Below are 16,497 nucleotides of genomic sequence, written 5' to 3'. Positions count from 1 at the left end.
GCTCCACAAAGCCGACCACGGCCGTGCAGTCGCTCAGGTAGGCGCGCCAGCGCGCCGCATGGGCGGTGGGGCCTTTGACGGGCTCGCTCACGGCGCCAGCCAGTCCAGGTCCTTGCCCAGCGCATGCGTCAGGCGCTGCCAGCGCGTGGACGCCTGGGCGTCGATCTGGTTGCTGGCCGTGTCGATCTTGCAACCGCCGCGTTCCACGGACGGGTCTTCGATGACGCGCCAGCCACCCTTGTCGAGTTCATCGCCGATGCCGTCGCGTACCACTTGCGCGTCTTCGGGGTTGAGCATCAGCAAGGCAGGTTGTTGTAGTACGGGCAAGTATTCGATGGCTTCGCGCACCATCGGCAGCATCAGTTCGGGGCGCACGGGCAAGGCCGTCTTCAGCATGCCCTTGGCCAGTTGCAGGGCCAGTTCCATGACGTCGTTGGCGATCAGCTCGTCGGCCTGCTGCACGGCCGTGCCGAAGTCGACGGCGATGGTTTGCAGGTGCGCCAGTTCCACGGCGGAGGCAGCCTTGCCTTCCGCATACGATTGCGCATGGCCATCGGCATGCCCGGCCGCGTGGCCTTCCGCATAGCCGGCCGCGCGGCCCTCGTCGAAGGCCGTGGCGCGCGCTTCCTCGCGGATGGCGTCGAGTTCTTCCTGCGTCGGGTATTCGAGCGGCGGGGCCAGCTCCTCCTCGTGCAGCTCGGCAAATGGGTCGATTTCCGGTTCGGGATCCGGTTCGAGCAGCTTGCGCGCCGCCACCACGCTGGGGCGCTCGTCGCCAAACGAGGTCATTTCCCAGCGCTGGTAGGCGGTTTGTTGCTCTTTGGGAATCAGATTAGACAAACGAATCCTCGCCTTTTCCGCCTAGGACAATCTGCCCTTCGTCCGCCAGGCGGCGCACGATCTGCAGGATCTGCTTCTGCTGCGATTCCACTTCCGACAGGCGCACGGGGCCTTTCGATTCCAGGTCCTCGCGCATCATCTCGCCGGCACGCTGCGACATGTTCTTGAAGATCTTGTCGCGCAGCTCCTGCGAAGCGCCTTTCAGGGCGATGATCAGCATTTCCGACTGCACTTCGCGCAGCAGCAGCTGGATGCCGCGGTCGTCGATATCGATGACGTTGTCGAACACGAACATTTCGTCCATGATCTTTTGCGCCATGTCATTGTCGTAGTTCTTGATATTGTCCATGACGGAGCCTTCTTGCTCGCCGCTCATGAAGTTCAGGATCTCGGCCGCCGCGCGCACGCCGCCCAGCGACGATTTCTTGATGTTTTCGTTACCGGACAGCAGTTTCGTCAACACATCGTTGAGTTCGCGCAAGGCGGCCGGCTGCACGCCGTCCAGGGTGGCGATGCGCAGCACCACGTCGTTGCGAAGGCGGTCCGTGAAATGGCCGAGGATTTCGCACGCCTGGTCGCGTTCCAGGTGGACCAGGATGGTGGCGATGATCTGCGGGTGTTCGTTGCGGATCAGCTCGGACACGGATTGCGAATCCATCCATTTCAGCGATTCGATGCCGGACGCGTCCTTGCCGCCCAGGATGCGCGACAGCAGTACGGACGCCTTGTCGTCGCCCAGCGCCTTGGTCAGCACTTGCCGGATGTATTCGTCCGAATCGAGGCCGACGGTGGAATTGAGTTCCGTCTGCGCGCGGAAGTCGTCGAGCACCTCGACCACCTGTTCGTGCGCGATGCCCTTCATGGTGGCCATGGCGGCGCCCAGTTTCAGCACTTCGCGCGGGCCGAGGAATTTCATGACCTCGGCCGCTTCGCTCTCGCCCAGTGCCAGCATCAGGATCGATGCTTTTTGCAGTCCCGTTGTCTCAGTCATTATTGCCTATCCATGCTTTGATTACGTTGGCCACCACGCGCGGGTCTTCCTGCGCCAGTTTCCTGGCCATGGCCAGGTTTTCGCGGTAGCCGCGGGCCGTGTCTTCTTCCAGTTCTTCCAGCTCGGCTTCGCTGAGCAGGACTTCGTTTTCTTCGTCCGTCTTCGGCAGTTCCGGCTCGATCACGGGCGGCGGGGCGCCGAAATCGTCGATCTTGCGCATCACGGGGCGCAGCATCGGGCGCACGATCTTGATGAAGATATACAGCAGGATCAGGGCCGTGATGAGGAATTTCGCCAATTCCTTGGCCAGCGGCAAGTTGGCCGGGTCGCGCCACCACTCCAGCTTGCCTTCCGGCGCGCGGTCGATGCCGTCGAACGGCGAGTTGGCCACGCTGAAGCTGTCGCCGCGCTCCTTGTTGTAGCCCATCGCTTCCTTGACCAGGTTATTGATCTGCACCATTTCGGCAGGCGAAATCGGCGTGACCGTGACCTTGCCATCCTTGCCGATGCTGCGGCGGTAGTTGACGACGACGGCCACCGACAGGCGGCGCAGGCCGCCCATGGATTTCTGCTCGTAGCGCACGGTCTTGTCGACTTCATAATTCGTCGTCGATTCCTTCTGTGTCGGCGCCGTCGGCGCGCCAGCCGGAGCGCCCGGTGCCTCGGCCGTCAGCGGCGCCGTGGCCACGCCAGGCGGCTGGTTCGACAGCGCGCCCGGCACGCCGGACGGGTTGGCATTGCCGGCGCCCGTCGATTCGCTCGTCTGCTGGCTGCGGATGGTGGACGCTTCCGGCGGCGAGTTCGGCTTGTAGGTTTCGGCCGCCTGCTCGCTTTGCGAAAAATCAACATCGGCCGTCGCTTCGGCGCGCACATTGCCTTCGCCGACGATGGGCAGCAAGATCGATTCGACCTGCTTGATCACGCTTTGCTGCAATTGCTGCACGTACTTCAGCTGGTTCGGGTCCAGGCTCTTGATGCCGTTGGCGCGGTCCTTGTCCTTTTCCTGGTTCGACAGCAGGTTGCCGGCCTGGTCGACCACGGTGACATTGATCGGCAGCAACTCCGGCACGCTGGACGCCACCAGGTGCACGATGGCGCTGACCTGCAATTGGTCGAGGCCGCGGCCCGGGTGCAGGTTCAGCAGCACGGAAGCCGTGGGTTTTTGCTGGTCGCGCACGAAGACGGACGGTTTGGGCAGGGCCAGGTGGACGCGCGCCGTGTCGACGGCGGACACCGATTCGATCGATTTCGCCAGTTCGCCTTCCAGTGCGCGCTGGAAATTGACTTGTTCCAGGAATTGCGACACGCCCAGCTTCTGGTTTTCCATCAGCTCGAAGCCCACGTTGCCGCCTTTCGGCAAGCCTTGCGCGGCCAGCTTCAGGCGGGCGTCGTGGACTTGCTCGGTCGGCACGAGAATGGCGCCTCCGCCTTCGGAAAACTTATGCTTGATGCCCAGCTGGTCCAGCGAGGCGGTGATGGCGCCGCCGTCGCGGTCCGTGTAGTTGGAGAACAGGACCTTGTATTCGGGCGGCTGGTTCCACATGTAGAGGGCCACGCCGATGGCGACCAGTGCCGCCACGCCCAGGCCGCGCAGGAAATTCTTGCCCATCGGCGTCTTGGCGAAGGCTTGCACGGATTCCACGGGCGAGCGGGCAGGCGCCGGTTCCGGCGGTATGCGGTTCACATCGATTTCTTCGGCTACAGCCATGATTGCCTTCCAGGGCGCGTGTTATTTACGGGTATTGGGTGGTGCGTGGGGGCCGCTTCCTCAGGAGGAGGGGGCGATATGCAGAATTATCCGCCACTGTCACGCGCTTCAATCGTCCAAATAGAAGGCGCTTTTGCCGCCTGCTCGGCCGAGCGGCTGGCGTTGGCGCTGGTATTGTGGAACCCTGGCAACATGTGACGGAAGTTATTGTACCCGTCGTTGCCTTGCAAGCCAGGGTTTTGTTCTCTGGGTGCAACAGGCAAGGAACAGTTATGCAGCAGACCAGAATCGGGAGGCAAAGTGAAAACAGGCGGTATCGATAGCAGCAGGATCGAGGCGATGATCGCGCAACTGAAGTCGGCGGCCACGCGGCCGGAGGCGAAAATACCGGCGATCCAGACCGAGGCTCCGGCGGCGAAGGTGAATTTTGCCGATGCCTTCAAGAGCGCGCTCGATTCCGTGAGCGGCGCGCAAAAGGCCTCGTCGGCGCTGGGCCAGCGCTTTACCATGGGCGACGAAAAGGTCAGCCTGTCGGACGTGATGGTATCGATGCAAAAGTCGAGCATCGAATTCCAGGCGACGGTGCAGGTGCGCAATAAATTAGTGTCGGCGTATCACGAGATCATGAATATGCAGGTGTAACTTATGATAACCCCAAGCGCAAGGTCCGACCCCAGTCTTCGTTTTGGGTTATCTATGATCAGCCCAACCCTGCCATCCTGGCATTGCGCTCACGCTCCAGCCGCGTGATATAGCGCTGCACGTGCGCCAGCATGCTGCGCGGCAGGTCGACGAACTGGCAGCCGAGGCGGCGGTTCAGCTTGTTGTTCAGCAAGGTCATGTCCAGCGAATTGCGAATTTGCAAAGTCGCGGTGACGATGCCGACGTCGGGCAAGTCGATGCGGCAGCCTGGGTAGTCCCTGCCGATGGTTTCGCCCAGCATCAGTTTATTGTCGAGGATGGCGATGCCGCCGCAGCTGATGTCGGCCAGCGGGAACAGGGTGTCGGCGCCGCCCAGCGAGGGCGGCAGGGGAATCGCCACGCGCACGGGATTGCTTACGGGCGTCGTCATGCGGTAGTACTCGCGCCGCTGCAAGCGGATTAATGTTTCTGGAATGGCAATTTTCAGGGCGGGCGTGCCGCCGTAGCTGCACTCTTCCACGAGGGCGCTGGCAAACAGGATGCGGATCTTGTCGAGCGAGGTTTCAAACGAAATGCCCGTGGCGGCCACCATGCGCCGGTTCTGGTCGGCGTTCACGGAACGGTCGAGGATGACGGTATTGCGGTCGGCATCGACATCCAGGATGGAAGTGACGCACACATCGGATTCACCGTGGATCAGCATGCGGATCAGCTGGTTCTTTTCGCTGATGCTGCGCAGCAAGGCGATGATTTCCCGCCGCGATTCCACTTCAAAATCATGCCAGTTTTCGAGGCCGGAATCCATAATATGTGCTTGCATTGATGCCTGTCTATGTATCGGTGAGGTTGACGCTGGTGTCGGGCGGCGGCGGGATCGGCCCGCCATTCGCAGATTCAATATGATATAACCAGGCCAGCAGTTCCGCAATCGCCCGATACAGGCCCGGCGGAATCTGGCGGTCCAGGTCGACATCCATCAGCAAGGCCACCAATTCCTTCGATTCATGCACGAAGACGCCGTGTTCGCGCGCCGTGCTGATGATCTGGTCCGCGATCAGGCCGCTACCCTTGGCCACCACCTTGGGCGCCGGCGTGCCGCTCTGGTAGGCGAGCGCGACGGCCGTCTGCGGCACCTTGCGCCTGGTATCGTCAAGCATCATCGGCTTCCACCGGCTCGGCAGCGTCCTGCTTGCCGGTGATCGTCAGCGACGCCAAGGGCCAGCCAGCCGCTTCCAGCGCCGCTTCCAGCCGTGCCGCATGCTGGCGCAGGGTGGCGGCGCTGCCTTCGCTGCCGGCCTGCATCTGGATGGCCACCCGGCCGCCCTGCAAGACCACGTGCGCGGCCAGGTCGCCCAGCAGGGGAAACTGGAAGCGCACATTGCTGCGCCAGGCCGTCGCTTCCTCGTCGCCGTCGCGCCCCTCGTGCTGCTGGCTTTCCGGCGCATCGCGGCTGATATCCCACTGCATCTTCTGGCCGGGCCAGGCTTCGCCCTGCCACTGCACGCGCGCCTGTTCGTGGGTGTGCAGCTGCAAATTGATCAGTTGTGCCGAGGCCAGGTCGGTGCCCGTCCTGAGCGTTTCTCCTGGCTGGGCCTTCTGCATTTGCGGCTCCAGCAGCAGCGACGCGAGCGGACGCTTGCCTTCGGCCCATTCGGCCACATGCGATTCATAGAACAGGCCGCTGCTGCCGACGGCGTCGCGCAGGTTCTGGGCTACCTGGGCGGGATTGGCGCCCGGCGTGGCCATCAGCGGCGTCTTGCCGACCAGGGCCAGGGGCGCACCGGGCACGCTTTCCGCCTGGCTCAGCACAGTGCTGATGGCGCGCGCGGTGGTGCTCAGCTCGGGCGCGGGCGTGTCGCCTGCCAGGGCGGGCAGCAGATTGGCGGGTGTCAGGGGTGCGCGGCTGAGCAGGGTGGCGGCCGTGCTGCTGGCGCGCGTGCCGGCCTGGGGGCCGCGCAGGTCGGCAGCCTCGGGCTCGGCTTCCGCGTCCGCATACGTCAGCTGGGGGCTGGCGGCCTGGTCACGATTATTGCCGATTTGAAAAGAAGGGCGGGGATTGATGCCGATCAAGGTCAGCGGGATTTCCGTGCCCGGCTGGGCGCCGGCGGGCAGCTGCATGCGGGCCGGCGTGCCGGCCACACGCACCAGATAGCTGCCATCGCCCATGCGGGCCAGTACCTGACCCTGCAGGGATTTGCCGATCAGTCCTTGCAGCGAGCGCTGGAACTCGGCCTGGCGCGGGTCGGCGACGGCATCGGCCGCCCGCGTAACCTTGACCGGGGTCAGGGGCGTCATGCCGATGGCATCCATCTTCGGCAACATGGCGCCCCCGCGCGCGCTTACGCGCCGTAGGCGTTGGCCAGGCGCCGCTCCGTGCCGGTGCTGTTGATCAGCTTGGACAATTGTGCCATCCACGGCATGGTCAGGTCGCGGATCTTGCGGTCGTCTTCCAGGATCTGCTTGATCAGGGCGACCTTGCGCTGGCGGCCGGAGGTCTCCAGCACGACTTTTGCTTCATTCGCCTTCAACGCTGCCACATGCGCGCTGATGCGCTGTTCCAGCACTTCCAGTGCGTCCCAATCGGCGTTGGTGGCGGCGGTCACCATCTGGCCCGTCAGGGTCTGCATGGCTTCGTAGGTGGTCAGGACTTCTTGATTCGTCATCATGGGTCAGGCGCTCGCAAGGCTGGGCATACGTTTCAGATCGGCGCCGGGGATGGCGGCGGGCGTGGAACCAATGGCGTTCCAGGTTTCGCGCAGGTCGGTGAGCAGGCGCTGTACTTCTTCCAGCAGGGTGACGTCGTTGTTCAGGTTGGCCGTCAGCAGGCGCGCGCTCATGTATTCATACAGGGCGTCGAGGCCTTCGGCGATCTGGCCGCCGGCCTCCTTGTTCAGGCTGGCGCGCAAGCCATTGTCGATGATCTGGATGGCTTTCGAGATGGACTTGCCTTTTTCTGGAATATTGCCCGATTTCATGTGCATCTGCGCGCTGAGCACGGCCACCAGGGCGCCGTCGTACAGCATCACGATCAGCTTGTGCGGCGAGGCCGAGCCTATGCCCGTTTCCAGGCCGACCTTGGCATAGGCGTTGACGCCGCGTTGTTGGGTTCCAAACATATATTCTCCTGATGATAGCGCTTAACGGTTGGCGGCGATGGCGGCCAGCTGCTGGGTCAAATAGGATTGCATGCCTTGCAATTTATTCAGGGATACATCCAGGCGCGAATACTGGGCGCGGTAGCGCGCTTCGATGTCGTTCAGTTTGTCACTGAACTTGTCGCGCTGCGTCGCGATGTTCTTGATCGTTTCGTTGAGACCCTTGGAACGGTTGGTGATCATGCCGTCCGTGCCGAGGAAGGAGGTGGCCAGGTTGTTGAGCTGATACGCATAGCCTTGCGAAAAGCTGACGGTGCCGCGCGCACCGGTGGTGCCGCCCGTGACTTCAATCTTCAGGCCCTCGGCCGGCGAACCGGCGGCGCCCGTCAGGGTCTGGCCCGAGCCGATCACCGGTTGTCCGCCCAGGGTGCCGGCCACGTCCGTGCCCTTGACGGGCGTGGCGGCGCCGAACAGGGCGGTCGGCGCCGTGCCCGTGCCGGTGCTGACGGCGATATTCGAGACGGAGCCATAGCGGGCCGATGCCAGCACCAGCTTGCCCGCTCCATCGATGGAGGCCGACACGGTGGCGCCGTTGTCGGCAAAGGACTTCACGCCGTTGATCGAGGACTGGATCATCGAGGCCATCTGCGCAGGGGTGTAGGTGCCGGCAGGAATGACGACCTGCGCCGTGTTCTTGGCAGCGCTGGGCTCGGTATCGTTGAGCGTGATGCTCCAGGTGGTATCGCTGGCAATTGTCGTGCTGGCCGGCAAGACGGCGGCCGAGGTGAGCGCACCTTGGCTGGCCATCGTGGTGATCGTCAATTCATAGCTGCCGGGTTTGGTTGCGGCGGTCGAGCTGGTAAATGCCACGTTGCTGTCGGTGGCCTTGCCGAGTGCCGAGAACAGGCCGGCGATGTCGGTGAAGTTGGCGCTGATAGCCTTGTCGAGCTTGCTCGAGTCCAGTGTCAGGCTGCCATCTTTTTGAAAGGAGATACCCACCTGGCTCAAGGTGCTCAGGTTGCTGTTCAAGCCGGTAATGGGCGCACCGAGCTGCCTGCGCAGCTGGCTCTGGATCGATTGCGCGGTCGAGTCGCCCAGCAGCACGCCGCCCTTCTTGGTTTCCGGATCATAGGCCGTCATCTTGGCCATCGCCGTATTCAGGTCGTTATACGCCTTGACGAAGGCATTGATGCTGGTCTTGACGGTGGAGGTGTCTTTTTGCACCGACAAGCTGGTGCTACCCACCTTGGCTATGCCCAGGGTCACGCCTTCGATGGCCGTATCGACGCTGTTCGACGCGCTGGTGATGGCGATGCCGTTGACGCTGAAGTTCGTGTTTTGCGCGGCGCTGTTCTGTTTCAGGTTCTGCGTGCCGCCCGCATCGTACGATAGCAAGTCGTTCAGGGCGCTGTCCGGCGGCAGGCCGTCGCTGCCGCTCAGCGAGATTTTCATGGCCGAATTGGCACCCGTCTTCGAGGAGCTCAAGACCAGGTGGTAGGGCTTGTCCGTGCCGTCCGAAACGATACTGGCGGTTACGCCCAGGCCCGCGTTGTTGATGGCGTCGCGGATGCCTTGCAGGGTGTTGTTGGTGGCGTCGATCACCACCGTGCCCGTCGCCTGCGTGCCATCCTGGGTAAAGTTGGTGTTCATGTAGGCGCCACCGGAGCCTGCCGTCAGTCCGGCCGCGGCCGGATTGCTGCCGGCGATGGTAATGGGGCTGGCATTGCCCGAGGCCAGGTTGATGGTGCTGGTCAGCGTCACGTTCGAGCCGTCATTGACCGAGTTCGAGGCATGGCCGATGCCGCCCTTGACCGAGCCCGTCACCACTTCCTCGATATTCAGGTTGGAACCGTCGGCGCGCGTAAATTTCAGCGTGCCGTCGGCGGCCTTGCCGGTGACGGTGATGTTGGCCGCGGCCAGCGCGTTCGAGACGGCATTCGGGCCTTCGAGCGTCGTGTCGAGCGAGGCCCCCGTGATGCCGGCGCCCGCGGCGACGCCGTTCCCCTGGGTGACGATCTCGATGCCGCCCACCGACAGCGAATACGTGCCGTCCGCGCCCGTTTCGATATTGCCGAAGCCGCTGAACATGGTCGCGCTGCTTTCAGTCGGCTGGGCCGTGGCGGTCACGCCCGTGGTGCTGCTCTTGGCGTTGATGGCGTCGGCCAGGGCGCGCGCGCTCTTGGTGCTGGCGTCGGTGGGGATGGCGGTGCCATTGAGGATCAGGGAGCCGTTGCTGATGCCGCTCTGCGCCGTGGTGGCGCCAAGGGCGGCGCCCTTCAAGCCGAAGGTGCCGCCGGCGACCGAACCGAGCTGGAAGGAAATTGTCGTCTTGCTGCCCAGGCCGATGGTCGACAGCTTGTTGGCCATGCCGCCCGACATCAGGGTCTGCGACTGAGCCAGTTGCGTGACATTGATGTTGTAGTTGCCGGCCACGGCCTTGGCGCCGGCGCTGGCCGTCAGTACGAGGGGATCGGCGGGCGTGGCGCTGACGGCGCGGAAGTTGTTGGTGTTCGAGAGCGCCGACAGCGAACTCTGGAAGGTGCTGACGGCGCCGCTCAAGGTGCCCATGGCGCTCAGCTTGGCCTGGTAGGAAGCCGTTTTCTTGTCAAAAGTACCCAGCGGTGCCGCTTCGGCCGTCATCAGCTTGTCGATGAGGGCATTCACATCCAGGCCGCTGGCGCCGGCGCCGATGCCTATGGATGAAAGTGTAGGTGAGATGGCCACTGAATACTCCTAGGAAAACGCTAATATAAGCTGTTATCGGCAGAATCAATCAGGACTTGAGAGGGGGATTTACCGCGCTGTTTTCAGCGGGCGGAAAAAATCGGGGAAGAGACCGGAGGATGTTGCTTTTACCGCAATAAAAAACGGGGCCGGATAGCCAGGCTATCGGGCCCCGTGGTCATGCCGATGCATACTGCCACGCTGCTGCATGTCCGTGGGCGAGGTCATCTTATGCGCTTTGACTGATCAGTGAACCTTTGGCCGAGTCAAAGGTCTTGGCCAATTCCAGCGCTTCCCGGGTGGGAATCTGGCGCAGCACTTCCTTGGTTTCCTGGTCGATGACCTTGACGACCGTACGCTGGCTGTCTTCGTCGATGGAAAATTCAATGCCTTGCGTTTTTATCTGCGACGACTGGTTCAGCTCCGATACCGCCTTGTTCAACTGCTCGCGGCTGGGTTCCTTGCTGGCTTGCTGTGGTGCAACCGTGTCGTTTTCCGTAGCCGTGCGTGGCGTTGCCGGGCGCGCCGCCGGCGTGTCCGTCGCGACGTAACTCTTGTCTATCCTGGCCGCGGAGGCGGCCGCTATCGTGTCGATAGTCATGGTGCTCTCCTAGTGAAAATTCCCCTGCCGAAAAAATCCGGCAGGGGAATCAGAGTCCTACGCTGTTGCCTGACTAATCGGAGATTAGCCGCGCAGCAGGCTCAGGACGCCGTTCGGCAGCGAGTTCGCTTGCGCCAGCATGGCCGTACCAGCTTGTTGCAGGATCTGGCCGCGGGTCATGTTGGCCGTTTCCGATGCAAAGTCGGTATCGACGATGCGGCTGCGCGATGCGGACAGGTTTTCCGTGGTCGATTGCAGGTTGGAAATTGCCGACGAGAAGCGCGACTGCAAAGCGCCGTACTGGGCGCGTTGGCTGTTGACCGTTGCCAGTGCTGCGTCGGCAATTTTAATTGCCAGCTGCGCATTGTCAAAGTTCGTCACGTCCAGGGTCGACACGGAGTTCAGGGTCGAACCTTGCGCCGTTGCCTGGCCGATCGCCAGACCGGTGGTGGTCGTTTCCGTCACGGAGAAGCTGTTTTGCGAGTCGAAGGTCACGCGGCCGTTGACCGTGGCGGCGTCGGCTGCGGTGATGATCGACTGCACCGCTGCTTGTACTTTGCCGTCAGCCTTGTAGCCATCGACATCGAACTTGACGTTGGCCGTCGTGCCTTGCGTCAGGCCGATATTCTCGCCCGATGCATTGGTCAGCTTCATGCCCTTGTTGACGCTGTCGTACTGGGCGGTCACGCCGGTCTTGGCCGTTGGGCATTGATGGCGTTGATGCCTGCCGCATAGTCGGCTGCGGTCGAAGCCGTGCCGCTGACGGCGAATGACACGGTGACAGGCGCCGTGCTTGGGTTGTCCGACGTGATGGCAAACGAATACGATTCGGCGCCCAGGTTCAGGTTCACGTCCGTTTGTGCCGAGGCGGTCACGCCGGTTTTCGCCGTTTGGCTATTGATGTCGGCGGCGACGGACTTGGCCGTGCTGCCTTTGACGCCGGCTGCTGCTGCCGTCGTGTCGACGGTGGCGGTGCCGATGGAGCCGGCAATCGTCAGCTTGCCGGCGGCTGCATTACCCAGTGCATCTTTTTTGACAGCCGATGCATCGTTGGCGATACGGTTGTTGCCGTAGGTATTGGTCAGGAAGTTCGCGCCGCTGGCGGAAATCAGCTGATTGGCATCGGCGCCGACCTGGAAGTTGGCCGTACCCATGGTGCCGTCCAGCAATGCCTGGCCGTTGAACGAGGTGGTTTGGGCGATACGGTTCAGTTCCGAACCCAGCTGGCCTACCTCGGTTTGCAGCGCCTGGCGGTCGCTCGACGAGTTGGTCGAGTTCGACGATTGTACGGCCAGTTCGCGGATGCGTTGCAGGATGTCGCCCGAGCTTGCCAACGCGCCTTCAGCCGTCTGAGCCAGCGAGACGCCGTCGTTGGCATTGCGGGTGGCTTGGGTCATGCCGCGGATTTGCGACGTCATGCGGTCGGAAATCGCCAGACCAGCAGCATCATCTTTGGCGCTGTTGATGCGGAAGCCGGAGGACAGGCGTTGCAGCGAGGTGCTCAGGGCCGACTGCGAGGTCGACAGGTTGCGTTGCGAATTCAGGGACGAGATGTTGGTATTAATTACTGCAGCCATGATAATTCTCCAAACAGGTACTACATTGCGCTATGTGCTAGTCACTTTGGCCTGCCCCGCTGTTCCGGGACAATCAAGCCGCTGTTGTTTAGGGTAACGGTTGCTCTGCGGGAAAATTTATGGCGAAAGTGCTTTAAATTTTAATTTTTAGCCCTTCAGTTTGCCGCCAGCCGCGCGCTAGACGACAGGTTTTAAAGAAACTTGAGGGTAAAAATAGTTTTATTTTTATATCGCAGGGATACTGGCGAAGCGCGGGAATAGGAGAAAATGTTGTTGTTTTGAAATGAAAAATGCCGTCCGGCCGGGCGGCGGGACGGCATGGCGTGCAGCGGGCCGGACTCAGTCGGCCACCACCACGCGATTCTTGCCCGTCTGCTTGGCCTGGTACATGGCGCGGTCGGCGCGCTTGACCAGTTCGGCCTGGTCTTCGTTGGGCAGGCGCAGGGCCACGCCGGCGGAAAAGGTGATCAAGACTTTTTCGTTGTCGTGCAGGAAGAAATGCCGGGTCAGCTCGCGCTGCAACCGCGTCATCGTCGACGAAGCCGCCTCGACCGTCGTTTCCGGCAGCAGGATGAGGAATTCCTCGCCGCCGAAGCGGGCGATGACGTCCATCGAGCGCAGGGTTTCCTTGACGATCTTGACCAGGTGTTTCAAGGCGGCATCGCCGGCCAGGTGGCCATAGGTGTCGTTCAGGCGCTTGAAATCGTCCAGGTCCAGCATGGCGATGCACAGCGGTGTGCCGCGCCGGTCGGAGCGGGCCGTCTCGCGCTCGAACACGTCGTCCAGGCCACGGCGGTTCAGGCTGCCCGTCAGCTGGTCTTCCCGCACCAGCTCGCTCATATGCTGCAGCTTGGCCTCCAGCGTATGGATGCGCTGTTCCGCATCCTGCACTTCCTGGCGCGCCAGCACCATCTTGTCGCGTGCGCGCAAGGCCTCGTTCTGCACCATGCGCGTTTCGCGCAAGACTTCGTCGAGAACGCTGTTCAATTCGCTGATATTTTCCGCCTGGCTGATCTTTTCCGAATAGCCGCCGATCTTTTCGTGGAAGTCGCCCGTGCTGGCCGCCACTTGCCCCAGGCGGTCGATGAAGGTCATCATCATGTTCTTGACCGTCAGCTTGACGTCGGACAGGCTGTGCTTGAGCTGGCTTTGCTTGTAGATGACTTCCTTCAGGCTGCGCGTGGCGTCTTCCAGTGCGCGCTGGTCGAGCGGGCCGGCGATCAGGTTTTGCACGGCATCGACCTGGCCGCGCAGCCAGCTGTCGTCGTCGAGCAACTGGCTGACGTTGTCGAGTAGTAACTTGAACAGGCGCAGCAGCAATTCCTGCTGCTCGGCCGTGTCTCCGCTTTTCAGTTCGATCTGGTAGCACAGCTGCTTCAGGCGCAGGGCCGCTTCGTTCAGCGCCTCTTCCGTGTGCGCCTGCTTGATGGCCGCGCCCAGCGATTCGGCTTCTTCCACCAGTGCGGGCGTGCCCGTCAGCAAGGTGGCGACGGCAAAACCCAAGGTGCGGCTGAGCAATTCGCGCAGGGTGCGCGTCTGTTCGCCGTCCGGCAGGGGCGGCAATTCGATGCCGCCGCCTTTCTTGACCTGTTTCTCGGCCAGCTGCGCCAGGGTGCGCGCATAGCTGTCCCAGTCGCGCGCTTTCAGTGCCCGCTGGAAACGCTTGCCAAAGTCGCCCAGTTCGCCCGCCGATTCGCTCATCTTGGCGGCGAATTGCGTCAGGACGTTTTCCGCGCCGCTCTCCGTGGGTGCGCTGGCTGCCAGCACGGCGGCCGGGGCGGCAGGCGTATCGGCCGGTTCGCTGATGCCGGCGATTTCATTGTAGATGTCGCGGTAGGCGCTCGGCGTGGGGGCGATGCGGCGCGTGGCCAGGCGGCGAAACGCTTCGCGGGCGATATCGGCCGGGTTCATCGCCGCAGCGGCGGCGGTATTCGTGGTGCCAGCGGGAGCACCTGCTGGTGAAGATGGCAATTTACTGGACATGTAGGCACAGCCTTTTCAGATATTTCTCATTATCCTCATGATATGCGAGTTGGCAAAGAACTTATTGTGCGAGAAGCAAGGAGAAGTCCTGTCAATTCGCCCGATGCCAGCGTGCATGCCGCTTTGCCGTCAATCCACCAGCTGGTTGCGGATGGCGTAATGCGTCAGTTCGGCGCTGTTCTTGAGTTTCATCTTGACCAGCAGGCGGGCGCGGTACTCGCTGACGGTTTTCACGGACAATTTGAGCTCTTCGGCGATGGCGCCCACCGCCTTGCCCGAGGCAATCATGACCAGCGTCTGGTATTCGCGGTCCGACAAGGTGTCGTGCAAGGCCGTTTCGTGGTCTTCGCCCACCGTGTTGGCCAGTTCCTGCGCCAGCGAGGCGCTGATGTATTTCAAGCCTTGCGCCACCTGGCGGATGGCCGTGACCAGCTCGCGCGGCGCGCTCTGTTTCGTCAGATAGCCGGCCGCGCCCGCCTTGAGCGAACGGATGGCGTACTGGTCCTCGCGGTGCATGGAGAGCATCAGCACGGCCAGTTCCGGCTTTTCCTTCTTGATCTGCTTGAGCACCTCGATGCCGCTGCGGTCGGGCAGGGAGATGTCGAGCAGCAACACCTGGCATTTCGAGCCACGGAACAGTTTGATGGCGTCGTGGCCATTTTCGGCTTCGCCGGCGACAATGATGTCGCGCGTATCGGCGAGGATTTGCTTCAAGCCCTCGCGCACGATCGCGTGATCGTCGGCGATGAATACCCGGATGGTGGCTTTTTCTTTCATGACTGCGTTGTTTCCTATCTGAATCCCTGCACCGGCGGCTTCCCTGTGGACTTAGGGCATGCCGCTTTGCGCTGGTGCGCTGGCTGCAGCCGCTATTATCGCCTCTCGCGGCGTGGTCAGCCGGATTTTTATGCTCAGGATGGTGCCGCCGCCCGGCCCGTCCATCAGGCTCAGGGTGCCGCCCAGCGCGCTGGCCCGTTCGGCCATGCCGCGGATGCCGAACGACTGCGGCTTGGCGCGGTCGGACAGGCGCATGCCGACGCCATTGTCGGCGATGGTCAGGCTGATATGCTGGCGCTGCCGGGCCAGGCGCACGCTGACCTTGCTCGCCTGCGCATGCTTGGCGATATTCGTCAGCGCCTCCTGGGCGATGCGGAACAGGCTGGTTGCCTGGTCCAGCTCCAGTTCGATGTGCTGGCGGTTGGAAATGAACTGGCACTCGATGCCGGCCTGGCGCGCGAATTCCTTGACTTGCCAGTCCAGCGCGGCGACCAGGCCCAGATCCAGCATGGAAGGGCGCAAGTCCAGCGAAATGCGGTGCACGGCGTCGATGCTGCGGTCGACCAGGGCATCGACATAGTCGGCCTTTTCCTGCAGCAACGCGTCGTCCGGCGGCAGGCGGCGCGCCAGCATGGCCAGCGCCATCTTGATCGCCGTCAAATTGCCGCCCAGGTCATCGTGCAATTCGCGCGCCAGGCGCGTGCGTTCGTGTTCCTTGACCTTGTCGATATGCGCCGTCAGCTCGGCCAGGCGGGCGCGCGACTGGCGCACTTCGATCTGTTCCAGCCGGCTTTCCGTGATATTCGTCATGATGCCTTCCCACTGCACCGTGCCGTCGGCCAGCGCGCGCGGCGTGGAGCGCAGGTTGATCCATTTGACGTCCTTCCAGGCATCGATCCAGATGCGGCCTTCCCAGTTCCAGCTCCACAAGGCGTTTTTTGAGGCTTGCATCGACTCGAGATACGAGGCGCGGTCGTCGGCCAGGATCAACTGGTAGAACAGTTCCGGGCGCGCGTGCAGCTGTGCCGGCCCCAGCCCCAGCAGGGCCTGGCAACCATCGCTCAGGTAAGGGAAGGCGGCGCGCCCATCCGCATGCAGGCAGAATTGGTACACGAGGCCCGGCGTATTTGAGACGATGGCGTTGAAGCGCGACTGCACCTGCGCCAGCGCGGCGGCCGTCGCCTGCGGCGTGCGCAAGTCTTCGCCCTCGGCCAGCAGCAGGGCGCGCCCCTGGCGCTGGGCGCGCGACAGGTGCAGGCTGAGCGAATACAGGCTGCCATCGCGGCGCCGTTGCTGCACGTGCAGCCGGGCTTGCGCGCCGATGCTGTCGTCCAGGGCGGCCAGCACGGTGGCCAGCTGCTGCGCCTCGAGCTGTGGCGCCAGCGCGAACGGCGTCATCGCCAGCAATTGCTTGCGAGCATATTGCAGGTTGTCGCAGGCGGCATCGTTGGCGTCCAGCAATTGCAAGCTGGCCGCGTCGTACAGGTAGATTTCCGGCGCCGCCGCGCGCAGGGCGGGGGCCAGCCGGGGCGTGTCGTGCATGGAGTTGCCTTTCTTCA

General features: G+C 62.8%; 17 protein-coding genes. 1 reads left to right on the top strand and 16 read right to left on the bottom strand.

The window, feature by feature from the left end:
• Nucleotides 1–87: 87 nt before the first annotated feature.
• The 4 genes from ACQVLG_RS00800 to ACQVLG_RS00785 all read right to left on the bottom strand — a co-directional run bounded on the left by ACQVLG_RS00800 (nucleotide 88) and on the right by ACQVLG_RS00785 (nucleotide 3,982).
• A complete protein-coding gene (locus ACQVLG_RS00800; RefSeq protein WP_230539977.1) occupies nucleotides 88–789 on the bottom strand; it encodes a flagellar assembly protein FliH in 702 nt (233 codons plus the stop codon).
• A gap of 43 nt (nucleotides 790–832) precedes the next feature.
• The gene (gene fliG, locus ACQVLG_RS00795; RefSeq protein ID WP_034787109.1) at nucleotides 833–1,831 is read right to left on the bottom strand and encodes a flagellar motor switch protein FliG; all 999 of its coding nucleotides are present in this window, start codon (nucleotides 1,829–1,831) and stop codon (nucleotides 833–835) included.
• Nucleotides 1,824–3,539 (bottom strand): flagellar basal-body MS-ring/collar protein FliF, encoded by a 1,716-nt coding sequence (gene fliF, locus ACQVLG_RS00790; RefSeq protein ID WP_474292442.1) that lies wholly within the window; start codon nucleotides 3,537–3,539, stop codon nucleotides 1,824–1,826. The genes fliG and fliF overlap by 8 nt, the downstream gene beginning before the upstream one ends.
• An 86-nt stretch (nucleotides 3,540–3,625) precedes the next feature.
• Nucleotides 3,626–3,982 (bottom strand): hypothetical protein, encoded by a 357-nt coding sequence (locus ACQVLG_RS00785; RefSeq protein WP_474295915.1) that lies wholly within the window; start codon nucleotides 3,980–3,982, stop codon nucleotides 3,626–3,628.
• Here ACQVLG_RS00785 and fliE point away from each other — a divergent pair.
• Nucleotides 3,879–4,181: a flagellar hook-basal body complex protein FliE gene (gene fliE / locus ACQVLG_RS00780; RefSeq protein WP_474295863.1), complete on the top strand. Its 303-nt coding sequence runs from the start codon at nucleotides 3,879–3,881 to the stop codon at nucleotides 4,179–4,181. The genes ACQVLG_RS00785 and fliE overlap by 104 nt on opposite strands.
• 58 nt (nucleotides 4,182–4,239) lie before the next feature.
• Here fliE and ACQVLG_RS00775 read toward each other — a convergent pair whose 3' ends face one another.
• From ACQVLG_RS00775 to ACQVLG_RS00720, 12 genes are all read right to left on the bottom strand, one after another.
• Nucleotides 4,240–4,986, bottom strand: coding sequence for a flagellar brake protein (locus ACQVLG_RS00775; protein WP_230539665.1), 747 nt, complete (start codon nucleotides 4,984–4,986; stop codon nucleotides 4,240–4,242).
• 25 nt (nucleotides 4,987–5,011) lie between these two features.
• Nucleotides 5,012–5,338: an EscU/YscU/HrcU family type III secretion system export apparatus switch protein gene (locus ACQVLG_RS00770; protein ID WP_034787205.1), complete on the bottom strand. Its 327-nt coding sequence runs from the start codon at nucleotides 5,336–5,338 to the stop codon at nucleotides 5,012–5,014.
• A complete protein-coding gene (locus ACQVLG_RS00765) occupies nucleotides 5,331–6,503 on the bottom strand; it encodes a flagellar hook-length control protein FliK (RefSeq protein WP_474292440.1) in 1,173 nt (390 codons plus the stop codon). The genes ACQVLG_RS00770 and ACQVLG_RS00765 overlap by 8 nt, the downstream gene beginning before the upstream one ends.
• Nucleotides 6,504–6,520: 17 nt before the next feature.
• The gene (locus ACQVLG_RS00760) at nucleotides 6,521–6,847 is read right to left on the bottom strand and encodes a flagellar protein FliT (protein ID WP_230539663.1); all 327 of its coding nucleotides are present in this window, start codon (nucleotides 6,845–6,847) and stop codon (nucleotides 6,521–6,523) included.
• 3 nt (nucleotides 6,848–6,850) lie between these two features.
• The gene (gene fliS / locus ACQVLG_RS00755; protein WP_230539662.1) at nucleotides 6,851–7,297 is read right to left on the bottom strand and encodes a flagellar export chaperone FliS; all 447 of its coding nucleotides are present in this window, start codon (nucleotides 7,295–7,297) and stop codon (nucleotides 6,851–6,853) included.
• A 21-nt stretch (nucleotides 7,298–7,318) separates the two neighbouring features.
• A complete protein-coding gene (gene fliD / locus ACQVLG_RS00750) occupies nucleotides 7,319–10,000 on the bottom strand; it encodes a flagellar filament capping protein FliD (protein WP_474292437.1) in 2,682 nt (893 codons plus the stop codon).
• A 229-nt stretch (nucleotides 10,001–10,229) separates the two neighbouring features.
• Nucleotides 10,230–10,601: a flagellar protein FlaG gene (locus tag ACQVLG_RS00745; RefSeq protein ID WP_474292436.1), complete on the bottom strand. Its 372-nt coding sequence runs from the start codon at nucleotides 10,599–10,601 to the stop codon at nucleotides 10,230–10,232.
• Between the two features lie 84 nt (nucleotides 10,602–10,685).
• Complete coding sequence (locus ACQVLG_RS00740) at nucleotides 10,686–11,288, bottom strand: flagellin (RefSeq protein WP_474292435.1); 603 nt, start codon at nucleotides 11,286–11,288, stop codon at nucleotides 10,686–10,688.
• Nucleotides 11,285–12,178 (bottom strand): flagellin N-terminal helical domain-containing protein, encoded by an 894-nt coding sequence (locus ACQVLG_RS00735; RefSeq protein ID WP_474292434.1) that lies wholly within the window; start codon nucleotides 12,176–12,178, stop codon nucleotides 11,285–11,287. The genes ACQVLG_RS00740 and ACQVLG_RS00735 overlap by 4 nt, the downstream gene beginning before the upstream one ends.
• 339 nt (nucleotides 12,179–12,517) lie before the next feature.
• A complete protein-coding gene (locus tag ACQVLG_RS00730) occupies nucleotides 12,518–14,089 on the bottom strand; it encodes a GGDEF domain-containing protein (RefSeq protein WP_474295860.1) in 1,572 nt (523 codons plus the stop codon).
• A 201-nt stretch (nucleotides 14,090–14,290) separates the two neighbouring features.
• Nucleotides 14,291–14,938 carry a response regulator gene (locus ACQVLG_RS00725; protein WP_152284694.1) on the bottom strand — a complete coding sequence of 216 codons (648 nt, stop codon included), beginning with the start codon at nucleotides 14,936–14,938 and terminating at the stop codon, nucleotides 14,291–14,293.
• Nucleotides 14,939–14,989: 51 nt separating this feature from the next.
• Nucleotides 14,990–16,480 carry a sensor histidine kinase gene (locus ACQVLG_RS00720; RefSeq protein WP_230539658.1) on the bottom strand — a complete coding sequence of 497 codons (1,491 nt, stop codon included), beginning with the start codon at nucleotides 16,478–16,480 and terminating at the stop codon, nucleotides 14,990–14,992.
• Nucleotides 16,481–16,497: the final 17 nt, after the last annotated feature.

This window comes from Janthinobacterium sp. TPC_1 (assembly GCF_056037845.1).
This window is presented reverse-complemented; position numbering and strand designations above follow the sequence as displayed.

Excerpts from the sequence above, each read along its gene's own strand:
- fliF (WP_474292442.1), bottom strand. The coding sequence starts at position 3,539 with ATGGCTGTAGCCGAAGAAATCGATGTGAACCGCATACCGCCGGAACCG.
- ACQVLG_RS00725 (WP_152284694.1), bottom strand. The coding sequence starts at position 14,938 with ATGAAAGAAAAAGCCACCATCCGGGTATTCATCGCCGACGATCACGCG.
- ACQVLG_RS00735 (WP_474292434.1), bottom strand. The coding sequence starts at position 12,178 with ATGGCTGCAGTAATTAATACCAACATCTCGTCCCTGAATTCGCAACGC.
- ACQVLG_RS00730 (WP_474295860.1), bottom strand. The coding sequence starts at position 14,089 with ATGAACCCGGCCGATATCGCCCGCGAAGCGTTTCGCCGCCTGGCCACG.
- ACQVLG_RS00745 (WP_474292436.1), bottom strand. The coding sequence starts at position 10,601 with ATGACTATCGACACGATAGCGGCCGCCTCCGCGGCCAGGATAGACAAG.
- ACQVLG_RS00760 (WP_230539663.1), bottom strand. The coding sequence starts at position 6,847 with ATGATGACGAATCAAGAAGTCCTGACCACCTACGAAGCCATGCAGACC.
- fliS (WP_230539662.1), bottom strand. The coding sequence starts at position 7,297 with ATGTTTGGAACCCAACAACGCGGCGTCAACGCCTATGCCAAGGTCGGC.
- ACQVLG_RS00800 (WP_230539977.1), bottom strand. The coding sequence starts at position 789 with ATGACCTCGTTTGGCGACGAGCGCCCCAGCGTGGTGGCGGCGCGCAAG.
- fliG (WP_034787109.1), bottom strand. The coding sequence starts at position 1,831 with ATGACTGAGACAACGGGACTGCAAAAAGCATCGATCCTGATGCTGGCA.
- ACQVLG_RS00775 (WP_230539665.1), bottom strand. The coding sequence starts at position 4,986 with ATGGATTCCGGCCTCGAAAACTGGCATGATTTTGAAGTGGAATCGCGG.
- fliE (WP_474295863.1), top strand. The coding sequence starts at position 3,879 with ATGATCGCGCAACTGAAGTCGGCGGCCACGCGGCCGGAGGCGAAAATA.
- ACQVLG_RS00765 (WP_474292440.1), bottom strand. The coding sequence starts at position 6,503 with ATGTTGCCGAAGATGGATGCCATCGGCATGACGCCCCTGACCCCGGTC.
- ACQVLG_RS00720 (WP_230539658.1), bottom strand. The coding sequence starts at position 16,480 with ATGCACGACACGCCCCGGCTGGCCCCCGCCCTGCGCGCGGCGGCGCCG.
- ACQVLG_RS00770 (WP_034787205.1), bottom strand. The coding sequence starts at position 5,338 with ATGCTTGACGATACCAGGCGCAAGGTGCCGCAGACGGCCGTCGCGCTC.